Origin of the sequence: Brevibacillus gelatini, from assembly GCF_050920745.1 — a bacterium.
Lineage (GTDB): Bacteria > Bacillota > Bacilli > Brevibacillales > Brevibacillaceae > Brevibacillus > Brevibacillus gelatini.
Genome location: NZ_CP154342.1, coordinates 712,222 through 728,261, shown reverse-complemented (window position 1 = coordinate 728,261; position 16,040 = coordinate 712,222). Strand labels below are relative to the sequence as shown.

Below are 16,040 nucleotides of genomic sequence, written 5' to 3'. Positions count from 1 at the left end.
AAGAAGGTATTGGAAGGCAAAAATCGCGAGGAACAAGAGCGATTTATTCAGCTACGTGCGCACTACCTGTTTGAAAGCTATTTCTGTGATCCGGGAAAAGGGCATCAAAAAGGCCAAGTGGAGAACCTCGTACAGTTTGTCCAGAGGCAATTTTTTACACCTGTGCCTAGTGTTTCTTCTCTGGAGGAGCTAAATCAAATCCTCCTCGAAAAATGTATCTCTTACGAGAATACAACCGTTCCCCGGTCTTCCCTAACGGTTGGAGAAGCATTTGTTCAAGAGTTGCCCATCATGCTTCCATTGCCTCCACGGCCATTGGATTGTTTCCGTGTTGTACCCGTGAAAAGCAATACGCTATCCATGATCCACATTGAAAAAAATGCCTATTCCGTCCCGGTTTCCTATGCATCGACCCAACTTACTTGCCGAGTATTTGCTGAAAAAATTGAAGTGTATCACGGAAAAAGCCTGATTGCGACGCATGAGCGGTGCTTGGAAAAAGGAAAGGAGATTTTGCAATACGATCATTATCTGGATTTACTTCTTATTCGCCCAGGAGCAGTTCTTTATGCTAGACCATTGCATCAGGCAGGATTACCCGCCATTTACCAAAAGTTCTTGGACAAGTGCCGTAACCGACCGGGAGGGATGAAGGAGTTTGTTCGTCTCTTGCTTTTGCACCGTGAATTCGATACTTCTCTCGTCGAAGAAGCACTGGGGGAGGCCTGCCAAAAAGGGATGTTCCAGTATGATGCCGTAAGGCAATTATTGCTTCAGCGAACATTGCCGGAACACCGTTTGCCCCAACTCTCGTTGGCGGAGGATAGCTCTGTTCCACGTATTCAGGTAAAGGCCCCAGATCTTAGCCAGTACAATCGTTTGTTACAGAAAAGGAGTGTGGTTCATTGAGTACGAGTTTCCTGCTCGAAACCTACGCGAAACGCCTTCGCTTACCTGCGATTAAACGTGTCTATAAGGAAATCGCCCATGATGCTGCTGAACGGCAAATTCCTTACGAGGAGTTCCTCTTAGCCCTACTAGAGCAAGAAGTTCAGCAAAGGGATGCTAACCAAATCGCGAGTCACATCAAGCACGCCAAATTCCCTTCCATGAAAACGCTCGATCAATTTGAATTCTCGGCGATTCCGTCCCTCAATAAGCCCAAATTGCTTCAACTGGCTCGTTGTGAGTACATCGAAAAGGCAGAGAACATCATGTTTATCGGAAACTCTGGCACTGGCAAAACTCATCTCTCCATTGCACTCGGGAAGGAAGCTTGCCATCATGGCTATTCCGTTCAGTTTTGGACTGCCGCTAAAATATGTAACGAGCTTATGGAAGCTCAGTCCCAAAAGCGAATCCTCCAGCTAGAGAGGCAATGGTTGAAAACGGATTTGATTATTTTGGATGAAGTCGGGTTTGTCCCTCTGAGTCGGACCGGGGCGGAGTTATTATTCCAATTTTGTGCGGCCCGCTATGAGAAAGGAAGCATGATCATTACCAGCAATCTGGAATTTACGGAATGGACACAGATTTTCAAAGATGAGCAAATGACGTCAGCCCTGGTTGATCGACTTACCCATCGTGCCCATATCTTTGCAATGAATGGAGACAGTTATCGCTTTAAGCAGAGCATTCAAAGATCGTGATCATGAAAAAGTTACCCACCCGACGGGTGGATTGATTTTTGCCATGGTGGTCAATTTTTTGATGAGCACGGTGGTCAACATTTTGATTGACATTCACAAGTTGGGAAGGACTGATCGAGGTAAAGCCAAGTTCTTGTTGAAATTTCCTTCCTAACGCGTCATCTGCAATCGCCCGTAATCCTTCTCGCTGCTGAAGGTGAGCATGCAGAAACAACAGGAGATAGGCGGAGGTCGTCAGCTTTTTGACGTACTTGTCGTGATCACTAGAAGCCAAATCTTCAAAAAAACGTTTCGAAAAAATAGGCGAAACCCATTTACCAAATGACGAAAATAAGGTATTCTTGTCCATACATGTAATCCTTTCAGTGGATTTGGACAGAAACTACCTGACCATTCCATTGTAAAGGATTTTTTTGTGTCTTCCATATTCAACATAAAAATACTGAATATTATGTTTGTTCTGGTTATATTAATGCAACGCTAGTGACTTCAAATCTTTTATAATGTCTCCTGTCTAAATCCCCTAACCCTTCCTTCGGATCTATTATGAAATCCTCTATGTTTCCATTATCTTCATACGTGAACTTTAAACCATCAAATTGCTCTAGTACATCTTTTACACAATCGAAAACTGCATAACCTTTATCTTCTAGATACTTTATTTGTGAACTAATATCCTTTTTTCGATCTGGTGTCCACCCGGACTTCTCTAATATTTTTTTGGTTTTTATTGATAGTCTTTCCACAAATAAACACCTCATTTTTTACTAAAAGGGATATCAACAATAAACTCCTCAAATGTCACTTTACAATTCTTGCACATCTCCTTATATTTTCCATCCTTTGTAGAGATGGTGCTCAAAATAATATCTTCAAGCTTAGCTCCTTCCTTAAAAGCTTGATTCACGGCTTGAATTTCAGCACAGTTTTCTACTTCCCATCTTTCAAAACTGTTCTTACCAAGCTTTTCCAACGCTCTTTGTTTAGTTTTTTCGATTAATTTTTTAGTTTCATCGTGTAAGTCCGATGCTGTCGGATTAAATCTAGGTTTACCCGTTCTAAAATCTATACCGACACCATTATCGCTTTCAGACGATTCTCCGGCTTCTGTCTCCATTTGCGCCGATACTCACGTTCGTATTTTCTTCTGTATTCTCGACGTACTTCCAATGCTTCGGGGCTTAGTTGTTCCATTCGTCTATTCCTCCATCACCAATTCAATAATGTCCTCGTCATCTACAATTTCAATGATTCCTTCCTCGTTTGCCGACTCAATAATCTCCTCTAGTGGTTCAAATTCTTTTATCAACTTCCTACTCAATTCTGTTCCCCTCCAATTCTGTCAGCTTTGCTCGTTGTGACTCCAATAGCTGTTCCGTTTCCTGTATTTGTTCCTTTGCTCGTTTTACCATTAACACAGCTTCTCGTTCTGTCTCTTCCAGTTCCATTTGTTGACGAGCTAATACATTTTCATTGTGCTGGACAGTCTCCCGCAATCCAGATGCTTCTCGTACCAAGCTATCTATACGGCGCAGGATTTCCATTCTTGGGTGTCCAGCCTTCTGATCTGCTAAATGGTTATAATAGTCAGCATGTTCCAGTAGCTTGCTTATCTCTGTTGCTACTTGAGGGTCGTTACTACCAGATCGTCTTAACTCGTCCACCTGCTGCCGTAACGCTCTTGCTTTCTGACAAAAACCTCTCACTTCTTCTACGATTGCCTGATACTCTGCTTGTGTCTGAGCAATTAAGCCCAATGTTGTCTCTACTTTTTGTGCCTGTTTTGCCATTTTCCTTTTCCTCCTTTGATTTTGAGCATGCAAAAAAAGCTCATTCCTACTCATGGTTCAAGTGGGAAAGAGCTTTTGAAAGTTTATTAAGTGTCTGAATTGGTTTAGTGTTTGGTTTGTTGGTTGTATTGTACAGTCTAAGCTTTAGATTGTAAATCCACTATACGCTCTTATTCATCTTCAACAGTGATAACATCCAATTTGACACCGCTAACTATATTGTGAAGTGCCTGACAAAAATCATCTCCTAGATGAATAAGAAAATCATCGTTTCCACCGTAAAAAGCACCTGATGAAGAAATATACCAAGTCATTTCCATAAGCGGAATTTCTCCAACAATAACAAATGACTCGTTGCAATATCGTTCATATCTCTTCGATACTTCCCGAAAAATCGAGCTTGCTGCATCAATTGGGTTAATATTTAAAGTTAAATAGCTTCCTAATCTTTTTGGATTTTCAAATTGGATTATCAAACCGCCATATTCTTTAAAAAAGTCAGTCGCACCTTTAAAAATATAATATTCTTCATCCTTCAAAAAATCCAAGTATTGACTAATATCCACTTCTCGCCCTTTAAACCATCCTGCTTTTTGAAGTAAATCTCGCACCTTATCTTCCATGATTCCACTCCTTGTTATTTAATAATTTCAACCAATTTACTATACATTGAATCACAGTTCAGACACATTGCTCTAAACTCACCAGATTTAATGTTGATCGTATACAGTTTCAGATCGGTAATTTTGTTTCCGTTGAATAATGCACGGTTAATTGCATTAAACTCTCCACAGTTATCTAATGGATAGTTCGTTTCGGATACCCCTTTCCGATCAATAATTTGCTGTAAATCTAGATGTGTTTCATTTAACCTAGTTGGGTTATTTTTTGATCCACTTATTCCATAAAACATCTCGCCTGTTTTTTTATCTACTGCAACAGTTAACACTTTTGCATCAATCTTACCGCCTGTTGTCTTCTTAATTGTTCCATTAAGGATACCATCTCTCAAGCTAGACGCATATTGTTTTGCAGCCTCATCTACATTTTTTAGATTTATAACTTGTGAACTAGCTTTTGAATTTGGATTAGGTATGGGTTTACCCGTCCCCTCAACCTTCGAACTCGCCCCGCGCTTCAACGCCCCGCGAACCCTCTCAGCACCTTTCGCCAACCAGGACGTCCCTACGGAAAAAGCTCCGCCCAGTGCTGCCCCAACCGCAAACGACTCCAACGCCTGGCCTCCATCCGGCGTCCGCCCGTCCCACAGTTCCCGCAGCGAATAATCAATATATCCCGAGGTTCCCCCCATAAACATGACCGAGCCAAGCCCTACGGTCGTTTGTCCGCCTGTCAGCGGCACAACCGCTCCTCCGCCGATCCCTGCAACGGGGCCGAAAATCGCTCCGCATACCGCGCCGATCACGGCCCCTTGGGCAGCGCTTTTGATATACGCGGACGGACTGCTCACCTCCCCGTTGATGAGATCGGACGAGGCGGTCATCACTATGCCACCTATTGCTCCGAGAGCAGCCCCCACCGCTGCCGCTCCAATCACCGCGCCAGCGCCAAACGTCGCTACGGTCAATGCCACAGCCCCAACAATCGCCACAGCCCCTAACACACAAAGAGCCAGCTTTCCCCAATCAAACGGCGGTTCCGGCGGTGGGGGTGTTCCTTGCTTCGGCTCGTCGTCAAACGCTGGGAACGTCGTCCGGTCCCGTCCTTCCACGTGAACAGCAGTCCCCAGAAAGTGATACTCACTCTCCAGCGAAAAGCCGCTTGGCGCATTCGTTTTCTTGGCGAGAATCTGGCTTTGCGCCTGAATGACGACCCGCTTTGGGGTGTAGAGCGAAATCTCTTCCTTCGCGTTCAGTACCAGCTTTTTATGGCTGGTCAGCGTAATCCCGACGTGATCGTCCAGCGTGATCTTCAACGGTTCCTTGCTTCCGCTCACAATCGAAAGGACGGTAGGCGCAAGCTCCAGTTCGCTTCCGTGCTCCGTGCCGAAATAGCGGATGTTCGGGTTGGCTGTCTTCGCGCAACTGTCGCCGTTTTTGCGGACGCAGCCAAGCACTACTGCCCGCTTTCCTGTCGCATCAGGGAAATACAGACTGGCGTTTGTGCCCACCTGCGGCATGCAGTACATCACATTGCCGGTAGGCGGGGCAAACGGAAACCAATACGCCGTTTCCTTGGGCTGCTGCTCATCTATCTCCAGATGAAGCTTGACCTGCTCGCCCTTGACCGCAAGCACCTTGCCTTCCAGCGAGACACCGGAGAGCTTCGTGTTGTGGATCGGCTCCTGCCGTATGCCGTCTATCCGGGACAAACGATACGTATAAACAAACAGCCCCCGCTCCATCCGGGCCCTTACTTCGCTGACGACCATCCGCTTGTTGCGGAACCAGATTTCATCTCCAATGGTATACCGCTCGCCGGACTCGATTTCGTAGGTAAAAAAATCGGTATCGTGCAAGCCGGCTGCATCGCCGCCCGCTTTTTGGTACGCCAGCAAATCCTTGCTCGCCGTATACGCCACATCATCTGACAGCGTATAGCTTTTCCCTTGCGGCAGTCCAAACGAAAACCGTGGTGTTGCCTCCATAATATCACTGACGAGAACACCGTGAAAATGGCTGGCCAGCCGCCTGAGCAGCTCCCAATCTGTCTCGTCGTACTGGATGATCGGCTCGCCGATCTGGACGCCTTCCCCGATGCTTACATTCACATTGTAGCCGGGATACGTCTTGATGATTTCCTGGACCAGCTTAGGATAGGTCATGTCTGCCTGTTGGAAGGAGCGGCGTTTTTTCGTTACATCGAGCTGGAAGCTTCCGGACTGCCCTTCCAGTTCAATCGCGTAAACGCCTTGCCGATGCGCGATTTGAACAGAGGTCACGACTCCCTTGAAAATCGTGGTTTCGCTTTCGCCATCCGTGTCATACAGGCGGATTTCATCGTCGGAGGCGGCTTGCAGCACGGCATTTACCGTTTCGCTGTCGTCCACGATGCCCCGCAGGTACAGCCGGGCGTGTTCGTTCGGTTTCCACTCCATTCGTACGTCTTCGATTCGTTTGATCCGGTACGGCGCTGTTACCCGGATCCGTTCATACCCTGTCATCCCTCATTTGCCTCCGTTTGGATCTATTCGTCATGCTGCCCGTCTGTGAGAAACCGGATGACGCCCTGGTAGCCACAGATGAGCTGGGAATCGGTCGTAAGTGCTGCTTTGCCTTCTACTCTCGTCTCTTCCTTCGCCTGGAGCCAGGGAGCGCAGATGAGAGGCGTGCATGGCTTACCCGCAATGTTTTGGCCGTCTTCGGCGATCAAGTAGATGGTGGCGTTGCTTGGATTGGACGGACTTGAGCAAATACCGAAATGGGCAATATTTTCTCCCGCTTTGTAATCTTCACTGTTCATCATCGGTTTTCCGTTCACATACGAGCCGTGGCTGACGGGCAAGTTAATCCGCCTGGCGTGGCTGCCGCAATTGCAGCGCATTTTCGCCCCTCTTACCACGTAGCGCGTTCCTCCCTGCATCATCAGTACCCCCTTTCTTCCACTGGCACTCGTTCCAGCCGAATCCCTGTCAAATCCCGCCGCAAAATACTCTCGGCCACATCCAATCGGACGACGATCAGCGGTTTTTCGCTCTCTTTGAGCCGGACGATCTTTTTCCCGCGCAGCTTTTCTTCCAACAGCACCAGCCTTTTAATCACACTTTTGTCGAGGTTGAATTCGCTTCGGGGGCTGACGGCTTCCACTTCTTCCAGGATCGGCAGATAGTAGTTGTTCTGGCGGTGGCGGGAGAGGTCGATCAGCGGCACCAGCTTGAACAGCGTGTCAGGTTCGTACGCTTCCACCACCCGCTTCAGCTTGTCCGACAGCAAAAGCAACTGGCGATCCATTATGTCGAGATAGCTGCTCTCTTCTCCCGCTTTGACATGGAAAATCAGCGGGTCGGCGATTTTATAAGCGCGTGTGGGATGAATATCCCGCGTGTCGATTTTTTTGTGGACATCCAGTAACAACGGCACATCCGTATACCGTTCGTCTTGTTTCAGCAAAAAATAGTCCATGCTTACGCTCCCTTGGTTTGTTTCTCTGCCGGGCCGGGGTGAGCGTACAACACTTCGGCCTGATCCCGGAATTCCCCGGCCAACAGGCAAATCTCCGGCGATTTGGCCATCTGACAGTAGCCTTGGCACTCCAGGAGCACGGGCACCATGCTTTTTACAAATTCCACCGTCAGCAAATGGTACTTGATCGCTTCCATCAGCTTGATCCGCTCGATGTCCATCGACGTGATCTTTCTTGCGTAGCTGGACTTGACCGTCTCCAGCTCCGCCATCCGCCGGAACAATGGAGCAAAGATGAAGTCCGCTTCCCACACCACAGAGCATTCCGTCCTGTCCAGAAACCAGTTTTCATCGTAGGCGTCCAGACGGTACGCGGCCCTGTTTTCCAGGATGCTTGTCCGCAAAAAAGAAAAGTAGATGGTGCAAATCTCCCCCTTTTCCCCTTGCTCCTGCTGTCTGGCTGCCTGTGCGCACAACGCATGGAAAGTGTCGAAAAGGCCGCTCTCGATGCTTCCCTTTTGCTCGCGATACCGCTGGTCAATCTCGATCAGGTCGTGCTGCCACCGATCCTTCACATGAGTCAGCCAAAAATCATGGACGGCCGCCTGCTTGTCCATCTGCCCGCTCATTCGATATTTACCTTCGCGCCGCTTAACGTCACATCGTCGACGATGCTCAAGGTAGCGTCGGCCTGCTTCATGTCTACGCCTGCTTCGCCATGGATGACCACTTTGTCGCCCCCGATGATTTCAATATCCTCCTGGGCAGTGAGGGTGATTTTCTTGTCGCTGTTGATCTCGATGCCGCCCGCATCTGTCAGGCGCATCAGCAGCTTGCCGTTTCCAATAATCTCGATGGCTCCCGGCCGGAAAATGATTTGCTTGCCATATTTCGTGCTGATGCTCTTGACTGCGGGATCGCTGCGCTTTTGCGGATCGGAGGAAAGCAGGTCAACTGAGCTTGCGGCAAAAGCATGCTGCTCTTTTGCATCTGGAAAATACAGACGTACCTCATCTCCGATTTCCGGCATGCAGTACCAGCCGCTGCCATCGGGGGAAGAGTAGACCGTCGAGTAGGCAAACCAGATGGCTTCGTCAACCGGCTGCTTTTTATCAATGTGCAAATGCACTTTTACCGTATCTTTGGCTACATCCAATACTTTGCCGAACAAAGAAGAGCCAGCCAATTCAGGAGGAAACAGGGTAGGAAAGCCTAACCCTTTCTGATCGCGCAAGACGTAGCGATGGACCAGAATCCCGTGTTCGATCCTCGTTTCGGCCCTGTATACGTAAAGCGTGCGCCGCAAAAAGGCAACCGGGCTGCCCAATTCCAATATTTTGTTGCTGGTGACTTCATAGCTGATGGTGTCTTGCTCCGTAATCTCCTGCTTGTCGTTTTCTGTTTTCAGCTTGTATTCCTTCAAATTTTTTTGAATGGTGTAATTGTATTCCTCCAGCTTTTGCGGCTCGCCCAGGTCCGGGATTCCGACAAAATACCTCAGCCCCTTTTGCGTGCAGACGGGCACCAATGGCGCGTGAAAATGAGAAGCAAGCCGCTTGGCAAACGCCCAATCGGTTTCCTTGTATTGCACCAGCAAGCCACCGATCTTCCGTCCACCTGATGCTTCATCGACCACCTGGGCGCCAGCATACGCTCCGGTGATCTGGGCAAACAGGTCGCGATAAGCCAGGTGCTTGTTTTGGAAGGAACGGGTTTTCCTTGCCATATCCATCTGGAGAGTCGTGCTGTACGCCTCGATGTCGATGTACCGCACACCTCTTACGGCACGGACAGACAGTTTGGTAACGATGCCTTGAAACAACACCCGTTTTTGCGCACCGTCCTGAACAGCCACCTCTATGCTCTCATTCTCATCTGCCTGCTCGACGTACTGGTCCAGCTTTTCTTCGGGCACAATTCCGCTTACCGTGAGCTTGATATGATCGTTCATCTGTTTAATCAGGTGCAACTGTGTAATCGTTTCAAATGGATAGGGCGAGACGAAAATGTCGGTATACGTATGGACAGATTGGCTCATCCTTGCTCCTCTCCTTTGTTCTCTTCCGTTACGCTTACGGTTCTCATGACCTGAAAGGCAATCTCCCGCCACTCTTCATACTCGGCAAACGGGCAGCAAAACGTCCCCATGACCATTTTTCCTTCCAAGGCAAGGAAAAACATGAGGTGATACAAAAAGCCGTCCAGTGCCGGGCTTTTAAAGTCGAAGTAGCCAACCTGCTTTTCTCCGACCATTTCTCCCCCTTCTGTATAGAAGACATTTGCTGGATTCGCCCTTTTGATCGTCGCTTTCATTCCTGCCGTCAGTTCTTTGACCCACTGGTCCTGCAAGTCTTGCTCGACCCTGCTCAGCGTAATATTGATGCCGCCCGTCTCATCGCATTTGATGATCTGCGGCCGCTGCTGGTACGGGTATTTGACCGCCCGCAAATGCTCGGGCATGTCCGCAAAATCTTTTGGGATGTACAGGCAAAGCTTGTTGTCCCAAAATGCTTGCTGTTCAAACTCGTAAAAGCGGCTTCCCACCCTGACAGGTCCGGTGCAAATGTTAAGGGGAACGCTCGTTTTTTCCGATTCATTCAATAGGGCCAGTATCTTTTCATCCATATGCTCCATAGCTTTGTACCGCCTTCTTCGTTTTATCAACATCCTGAATAATACAAATTTCCCATATTATTGTACAGGGAGCCTTTTCCATTTATCGGAACTTTCCCCCCTTCCTTTCACCCCCAAATGACAAACAGAAAAACCGATCCTGGACTTGAATGGGCGTTACCTTGCATGATCGAACCCGGAAAGCCGTGATAGCCCCGTCATGCCGCGCCTAAATAAAAAAAGCAACCACCCATGCGAGTGGCTGCTTTCTTGTTATTCAGTTGCAGCAAAACGGTCCCCTTTGCTTCGTCAGGTGATCGTTTATTTTACGCCTACAGCGTCATACGCTGCATTAACAGCTTGAACCTGACGGGAGTTTGCACCGAACAAGTCAGTAGCGGACAGCACTGCTGCACGGCGCATAGCGGAGAAGTTGGAGTAAGGTGTCAGGTAATGCGTCAGGGCATGGTAGTAAATTTTCGCTGTATCTGTGCGGCCGATGCCGTTGACGCGTACTCCGTAGTGCGTGCCGCCTTCTGCCAGCAGGTACGCTGCCTTGTTGTTGATTCCGCTGTTGGTGTGGACACCGCCGTTATCCTGGGAGCCGGTGTAGCGCTTGCTGTAGTGATCCGGGTCGCCATACGCTGCCGGGTCCTGCAGGGAGCGCAGTGCGTCTCCGCTTCTACCTGGTGTGTAGATGTCCTCGCCCATCAGCCAATCGTCGTTGTCAACCATCGCGCCGAAAATGTCGGACATCGATTCGTTCAACGCACCGGATTCATTTTGATAGACCAGTCCTGCTGTCCTCTCGGTAACGGCGTGGGTCAGCTCATGCGCTACTACGTCCAGCCCGCCGGACAGTGGCAGGAATGTAGTGCCGTCTCCATCTCCATAAACCATCTGGCTGCCGTTCCAGAAGGCGTTATTGTATCTCGTGCTGTAGTGAACGGTGGAGCGGATCACGGCGCCGTTTCCATCGTAGCTGTTGCGGTTGTGGACGTTGCGGAAGTAGTCGTACGTCTTTTGCGCATGGGCGTGTGCATCGACTGCAGCCCCATCTGTCCAATAGTTGTCGCTGTCGGTCATAAGCGTGCCAGGAAGCGAAGTGCGGTTATTGGCCGTGTATGTCTCGATGCCTTTTCCGCGCGTCGTGTCTTTCAACACGTACGTGCTACCTTGCTTTGTGGTCTCGAACTGTTTCGTATCGCCCAGTACCCCTTTTCCGGTTGCGGTCACGTGGTCGAGCATATTGTATTTGTTGATGACATCTCCGCTATGGGCGTCGATGAAGTACATCCAACGGCCTGGCTCCGGATCGAGGAAGTTCAGCTCGACTGCATACGCCAGATAAGATTCATCCTCATGCACGTAAATGTACAGCTTCGCCTCTGGGTCCTGGATGAAATCCGGCTTTTCGCCCACTTCGCCCTCAACGTCCTTGATCGCTTGTTTCACTGCTTTTTGTTCATTGAGCTTCGGCTTCTTTTTCAACTGCTTGTTGGAATCGAGATCGGGAATGAATTGGCCCAGAAAAGACGTGACATTGCCGTCAGCATCTATGTGAACGGTTTGCTGGAAGCCGTAAATCGGAATTCCGTTGTAGACTTCCTGCAACCGATAGTGCTTCGTATCCGTTTCTTTGTTGCGAGCCTCATTCACAATTTCGAAGTGGTCCTCCACATTTCCTTGAATACGGAACTCGTCTTTGTACTTTTCGAGGTATGACCAGACGACGTCATCCCCCTTTGCCCCTTCTGGCTCCCATACTTCACCGATATACTGCGGTGTGTCCCACTGTTTGTGGTAGTCGATCTTCGTTTTGGCGAAAGCAGGCACCGACGTAAATCCCGACACACCTACGGCAATACTGAGAGTAAGGCTGGTAGCAAGGTAAGACTTTTTCATTCTAAAAAATTCCCCCAATCAAAATAATGTGAATGTGTGAAACATTTTATACTATTTGATATTTCTGGTAAAAATCCCTTTTTTTACAGGAGATTTTCTGTCGACATTTTCTTCTCTTCTTCAACAAATTGTGACAATCTCGTGTTGACTGGCTATTCCCATTAGCATCCGGGCTCAGCACGATTTGAATTTGCAAAGGAATTAAAAAATTTTACCTTTGCGAAAATAACCGAAAACGCCTACTCTGAATATATGTTTTTATCATTTTCAAGGGGGATGCACATGAAAAAGGGCATTGCGCTGGCAACCTGTCTTACCTTGCTGTTCGGGGTAATCACAGGCTGTACGAACTCGACAACCACTTCCCAACCCGAGGACCAATCATCCGCCGCACCGACAGAGGCGACAAAGACAGAACCGATGGTGCTGCGCTGGAGCATCAACAGCGAACCGCCTTCCATGGACCCCGGCATTGCGGTTGACGCCGATTCGTTTGACATGATTTACGCTGCTTTTGAAGGCTTGACCAGCTACGACCTGAACGGACAACTGACCAACGCCACCGCAGAAAGCTTCACCAACACGCCGGACTACATGAACTACACGTTCAAAATCCGCAAAGACGCCAAGTGGAGCAACGGCGATCCTGTCACCGCCCACGACTTCGTCTATGCGATCAAACGCAACCTTGATCCGCAGACAGCGTCCGAGTACGCCTATCAGCTTTACTACATTAAAGGGGGAGAGGAATACAATACGGGGAAAGGAAAAGCCGAGGACGTAGGGGTAAAAGCACTCGACGACTACACCGTTGAATTCAAACTGAAAGCGCCTACGCCGTTTTTCCGTGAGCTGACCTTTTTCCCGACGCTCTTCCCGCTGCACCAAAAAACAGTGGAGGGCAACCCGCACTGGGCGGCCGAAGCGAAAACAATCGTAGGCAACGGGCCGTTCATCATGGACACCTGGGAGCACAAAAGCAAGATCGTCTTCACCAAAAACCCGCACTACTGGGACAAGGACAACGTGAAGCTCGACCGCCTGGAAATCTCGATGATCGAAGACAACAACACAGCTTTCTCCATGTTTGAAAACGGCGATATTGACTGGGGCGGCTACCCGGCCTCCACGCTGCCGCCAGATGCCATCCAGTCTCTGAAGGATGCGGGCAAGCTGATGGTGGCAGACAATCCCGGCACGCAATCCGTCGTGTTCAACACGAACAAGCCGCCTTTCAACAACAAAAAGATCAGACAAGCCTTTTCCTACGCCATCAACCGCCAGGAAATCATCGACAACATCCTGCAAACCGGCGTACCGGCCGCTTACGGATGGGTGCCGGCCTCGATGGGCTTGAAGCCAGACGGCTACTTCAAGGAGGACGCAGAAAAAGCGAAGCAGCTTTTGGCAGAAGGGATGCAGGAGCTTGGCCTGACTTCCTTCCCGACCGTCACCTACACGTACGACACGACCGACACGAACAAAAAAGTAGCGGAAGCTTTGCAGGACCAGTGGAAAAAAGTGCTCGGCGTCGATGTCAAGCTGTACAATGCAGAGCTGAAAGTGTACCGCGACTTGCGCTCCCAGGCCAATTTTGACCTGATCCGCTTCCAGTGGGGCGCTGACTTCAACGATCCGATCAACTTCCTCGAAATGTTCCGCGACAAGACAGGCGGCAACAACCACCCGGATTGGGAGAACGCCAAGTTCAAGGAGCTGATCGACAAGAGCTACCACGAGCCTGACCTGGAAAAACGCAAGCAAATTTTGCTCGAGGCCGAAACCATCCTGATGGACGAAATGCCACTTGCGCCGATCAACTTCCGCGGAAACCCGTACGTGAAAAACGACAGGGTGAAAGACTTCATCATCTTCCCGCTCGGGGGCGCGTACTTCAAGTACACGTCAGTGGTGACGCAGTAGCCACGTCATACGCATACAGCAGGCTGTACCTGTCAGACAAAGACGGTACAGCCTGTTCGTTGCTTGCCTAAAGTCTCGCTCCAGCAAAAGACAACAAACCCGGCTGCTCTGCCAGACAGGCATAACGGCCGGGTTTGTTTTTCGCGTCTTTTCGTTTTACACCGTCACAGACTGCTGCTGAACTCCGTTAAACACTTTTGTATCCAGCTCTTTGGTCGCCCGGCTCGTCAACAGCCCGGCCGTCATGCTGCCGCTCACGTTGAGCGCTGTGCGGCCCATGTCGATCAGCGGTTCCACGGAGATAAGCAGCCCGACAATTGCGACCGGCAGGTTCATCGTCGACAGAACGAGCAACGCTGCAAAAGTCGCTCCGCCCCCTACTCCGGCAACCCCGAAGGAACTGAGGGCAACCACGACGATCAACGTCAGGATGAACGAAGGAGTCAGCGGATCGACCCCGGCCATTGGCGCTACCATGACGGCCAGCATCGCGGGATACGTGCCCGCGCAGCCATTTTGGCCAATCGACAGACCGAAGGAGCCGGCAAAGTTGGCGATTCCTTCAGGCACACCCATGTCTTGCGTCTGTGTTTTCACGTTCAGTGGCAATGTCCCAGCACTCGTGCGGGAGGTAAAAGCGAAGGTCAGGACAGGAAACGCCTTTTTCAAGTACGTGATCGGGTTCAGTCCGGCAAAAGCCAGCATCAAAAGATGCACGACAAACATGAGCACCAGTGCCACGTACGAAGCGATGACGAACTTGCCGAGCTGCCAGATCGCATTGTAGTCGCTCGTCGCAGCTACGCGCGTCATGATCGCCAGCACCCCGTAAGGCGTCAGGCGCAAAATCAGCGTCACCACACGCATGATGATGGCGTGCAGCGCGTCGACGATTTTCGCGAACAATTCCGCTTGTTCAGGACTTTTCTTTTTCACGCCGAGATACGCGATCCCGATAATCGCAGAGAATATGACAACCGCAATCGTGGAGGTAGCCCGCTCTCCCGTCAGATCGAGGAATGGATTGGCCGGAAGCAGCTCCAAAATTTTTGCGGGCAACGTCATGTTTTGAATGTCGCCCAGCCGTTGCTCTACCTGTTCAATGCGCGCCGATTCCGCTTCTCCCTGCTGGAACTGGCTGCCGTCCAGATGGAAGGCAAACGTGGAGGCGATCCCGATGGCAGCGGCAATCGCTGTCGTGCCGACCAAAAGCCCGATAATCAGCGAGCTGATTTTGCCGATGTTGTTGGCCAGCTTCATTTTGGTAAAAGCGGCAACAATCGAGATGAACACCAGCGGCATGACGATCATTTGCAGCAGCTTCACGTAGCCTTTGCCCACGATGTTGTACCACTCGATTGAGTCTTTCAGGACGTCTGATTTGGCTCCATAGACAAATTGCAGGATGAGTCCGAAAACAATCCCGATTCCGAGACCGACAAATACCCGTTTGGAAAAAGAGACATGTTTCTTCTGCATAGCATACAAGCCGCCAATGAATATGAGCATGAAAATGATGTTGAGGATCGTAAGTAGCGTTGACATAGTTTTCTCTCCCTTTCTCCTCTGAACTCGTACTGTTTCTCTTTGTCAGTCTACATATAGTTATATTACCGACAATACCTACTGGTCAAGTAAGAATTATAAAAAAGGCCGCCTCGAACTCTGCACGAAAAAAAGGAACCGCCGCCGGGACGATTCCTTTCTGCTTTTTGCCTAAGTTTGTGCGTGTGTACTATTTGGTTTGTTTGGAGATCAGATGCCACAGCCAGGTGAGCAAAGCCGCTCCGATCACCCCGGCAATAACGTTGAAGCCAGCCCACATCCACAGCCAATCGCCCAATACCAAATCTCCAAGCCAGCTGCCCAGAAGCGCAGCGATGAGCGAAGCCCACCAGTTTGTTCCTGCCGCTTTTCCTGTCAAGATCATGTTCATTGCCCACCAGACAACGACGCCGACGACAGCCCATACGAACCAGAACATTCGCACACACTTCCTTTCTCATGATAGTAACGCTTTCATAAGGGCTCGAAAGATGAATGATATGTACTATAATCCTATGACGAAAAAACAAAAA

At 49.6% G+C, this 16,040-nt stretch carries 18 protein-coding genes; 3 read left to right on the top strand and 15 right to left on the bottom strand.

The window, feature by feature from the left end; genetic code table 11:
• The first annotated feature begins 9 nt into the window (after positions 1 to 9).
• Entirely contained in the window at positions 10 to 909 is a 900-nt protein-coding gene (locus AAFJ72_RS03770) for a Mu transposase domain-containing protein (protein ID WP_432776073.1), read from the top strand.
• On the top strand, positions 906 to 1,649 hold the full coding sequence (istB, locus tag AAFJ72_RS03765; protein ID WP_432776074.1) for an IS21-like element helper ATPase IstB: 744 nt from the start codon (positions 906 to 908) through the stop codon (positions 1,647 to 1,649). Before AAFJ72_RS03770 ends, istB begins: the two co-directional genes overlap by 4 nt.
• Here istB and AAFJ72_RS03760 read toward each other — a convergent pair.
• From AAFJ72_RS03760 to AAFJ72_RS03700, 13 genes are all read right to left on the bottom strand, one after another.
• On the bottom strand, positions 1,624 to 1,998 hold the full coding sequence (locus AAFJ72_RS03760) for a DUF4372 domain-containing protein (RefSeq protein WP_432776115.1): 375 nt from the start codon (positions 1,996 to 1,998) through the stop codon (positions 1,624 to 1,626). The genes istB and AAFJ72_RS03760 overlap by 26 nt on opposite strands.
• A gap of 115 nt (positions 1,999 to 2,113) precedes the next feature.
• Entirely contained in the window at positions 2,114 to 2,395 is a 282-nt protein-coding gene (locus tag AAFJ72_RS03755; protein ID WP_432776114.1) for an SUKH-3 domain-containing protein, read from the bottom strand.
• 11 nt (positions 2,396 to 2,406) lie between these two features.
• Positions 2,407 to 2,766, bottom strand: coding sequence for a hypothetical protein (locus tag AAFJ72_RS03750; RefSeq protein ID WP_432776113.1), 360 nt, complete (start codon positions 2,764 to 2,766; stop codon positions 2,407 to 2,409).
• An 81-nt stretch (positions 2,767 to 2,847) separates the two neighbouring features.
• Positions 2,848 to 2,970 carry a hypothetical protein gene (locus AAFJ72_RS03745; RefSeq protein WP_432776112.1) on the bottom strand — a complete coding sequence of 41 codons (123 nt, stop codon included), beginning with the start codon at positions 2,968 to 2,970 and terminating at the stop codon, positions 2,848 to 2,850.
• A complete protein-coding gene (locus AAFJ72_RS03740; RefSeq protein ID WP_432776111.1) occupies positions 2,963 to 3,439 on the bottom strand; it encodes a hypothetical protein in 477 nt (158 codons plus the stop codon). The genes AAFJ72_RS03745 and AAFJ72_RS03740 overlap by 8 nt, the downstream gene beginning before the upstream one ends.
• Before the next feature lie 170 nt (positions 3,440 to 3,609).
• A complete protein-coding gene (locus AAFJ72_RS03735; protein ID WP_432776110.1) occupies positions 3,610 to 4,062 on the bottom strand; it encodes an SUKH-3 domain-containing protein in 453 nt (150 codons plus the stop codon).
• 14 nt (positions 4,063 to 4,076) lie between these two features.
• Positions 4,077 to 6,563: an HNH endonuclease gene (locus tag AAFJ72_RS03730; RefSeq protein ID WP_432776109.1), complete on the bottom strand. Its 2,487-nt coding sequence runs from the start codon at positions 6,561 to 6,563 to the stop codon at positions 4,077 to 4,079.
• Positions 6,564 to 6,586: 23 nt separating this feature from the next.
• Positions 6,587 to 6,982 carry a DUF4280 domain-containing protein gene (locus AAFJ72_RS03725; RefSeq protein WP_122903010.1) on the bottom strand — a complete coding sequence of 132 codons (396 nt, stop codon included), beginning with the start codon at positions 6,980 to 6,982 and terminating at the stop codon, positions 6,587 to 6,589.
• Between the two features lie 2 nt (positions 6,983 to 6,984).
• On the bottom strand, positions 6,985 to 7,521 hold the full coding sequence (locus AAFJ72_RS03720) for a hypothetical protein (protein ID WP_122903009.1): 537 nt from the start codon (positions 7,519 to 7,521) through the stop codon (positions 6,985 to 6,987).
• A 2-nt stretch (positions 7,522 to 7,523) separates the two neighbouring features.
• Positions 7,524 to 8,150 (bottom strand): hypothetical protein, encoded by a 627-nt coding sequence (locus AAFJ72_RS03715; RefSeq protein WP_432776108.1) that lies wholly within the window; start codon positions 8,148 to 8,150, stop codon positions 7,524 to 7,526.
• The gene (locus tag AAFJ72_RS03710) at positions 8,147 to 9,559 is read right to left on the bottom strand and encodes a phage tail protein (protein WP_432776107.1); all 1,413 of its coding nucleotides are present in this window, start codon (positions 9,557 to 9,559) and stop codon (positions 8,147 to 8,149) included. The genes AAFJ72_RS03715 and AAFJ72_RS03710 overlap by 4 nt, the downstream gene beginning before the upstream one ends.
• A complete protein-coding gene (locus tag AAFJ72_RS03705) occupies positions 9,556 to 10,155 on the bottom strand; it encodes a hypothetical protein (RefSeq protein WP_432776106.1) in 600 nt (199 codons plus the stop codon). Before AAFJ72_RS03705 ends, AAFJ72_RS03710 begins: the two co-directional genes overlap by 4 nt.
• Positions 10,156 to 10,455: 300 nt before the next feature.
• Positions 10,456 to 12,039 (bottom strand): M4 family metallopeptidase, encoded by a 1,584-nt coding sequence (locus AAFJ72_RS03700; protein WP_432776105.1) that lies wholly within the window; start codon positions 12,037 to 12,039, stop codon positions 10,456 to 10,458.
• A 282-nt stretch (positions 12,040 to 12,321) separates the two neighbouring features.
• Here AAFJ72_RS03700 and AAFJ72_RS03695 point away from each other — a divergent pair, with 282 nt between their 5' ends.
• On the top strand, positions 12,322 to 13,962 hold the full coding sequence (locus AAFJ72_RS03695) for a peptide ABC transporter substrate-binding protein (protein WP_432776104.1): 1,641 nt from the start codon (positions 12,322 to 12,324) through the stop codon (positions 13,960 to 13,962).
• Between the two features lie 156 nt (positions 13,963 to 14,118).
• Here the strand turns inward: AAFJ72_RS03695 and AAFJ72_RS03690 are convergent, their stop codons facing one another.
• Together AAFJ72_RS03690 and AAFJ72_RS03685 are read right to left on the bottom strand one after the other, a co-directional pair.
• Positions 14,119 to 15,507, bottom strand: coding sequence for an L-cystine transporter (locus tag AAFJ72_RS03690; protein ID WP_432776103.1), 1,389 nt, complete (start codon positions 15,505 to 15,507; stop codon positions 14,119 to 14,121).
• A gap of 190 nt (positions 15,508 to 15,697) precedes the next feature.
• Positions 15,698 to 15,946: a hypothetical protein gene (locus AAFJ72_RS03685; protein ID WP_122903002.1), complete on the bottom strand. Its 249-nt coding sequence runs from the start codon at positions 15,944 to 15,946 to the stop codon at positions 15,698 to 15,700.
• Positions 15,947 to 16,040: the final 94 nt, after the last annotated feature.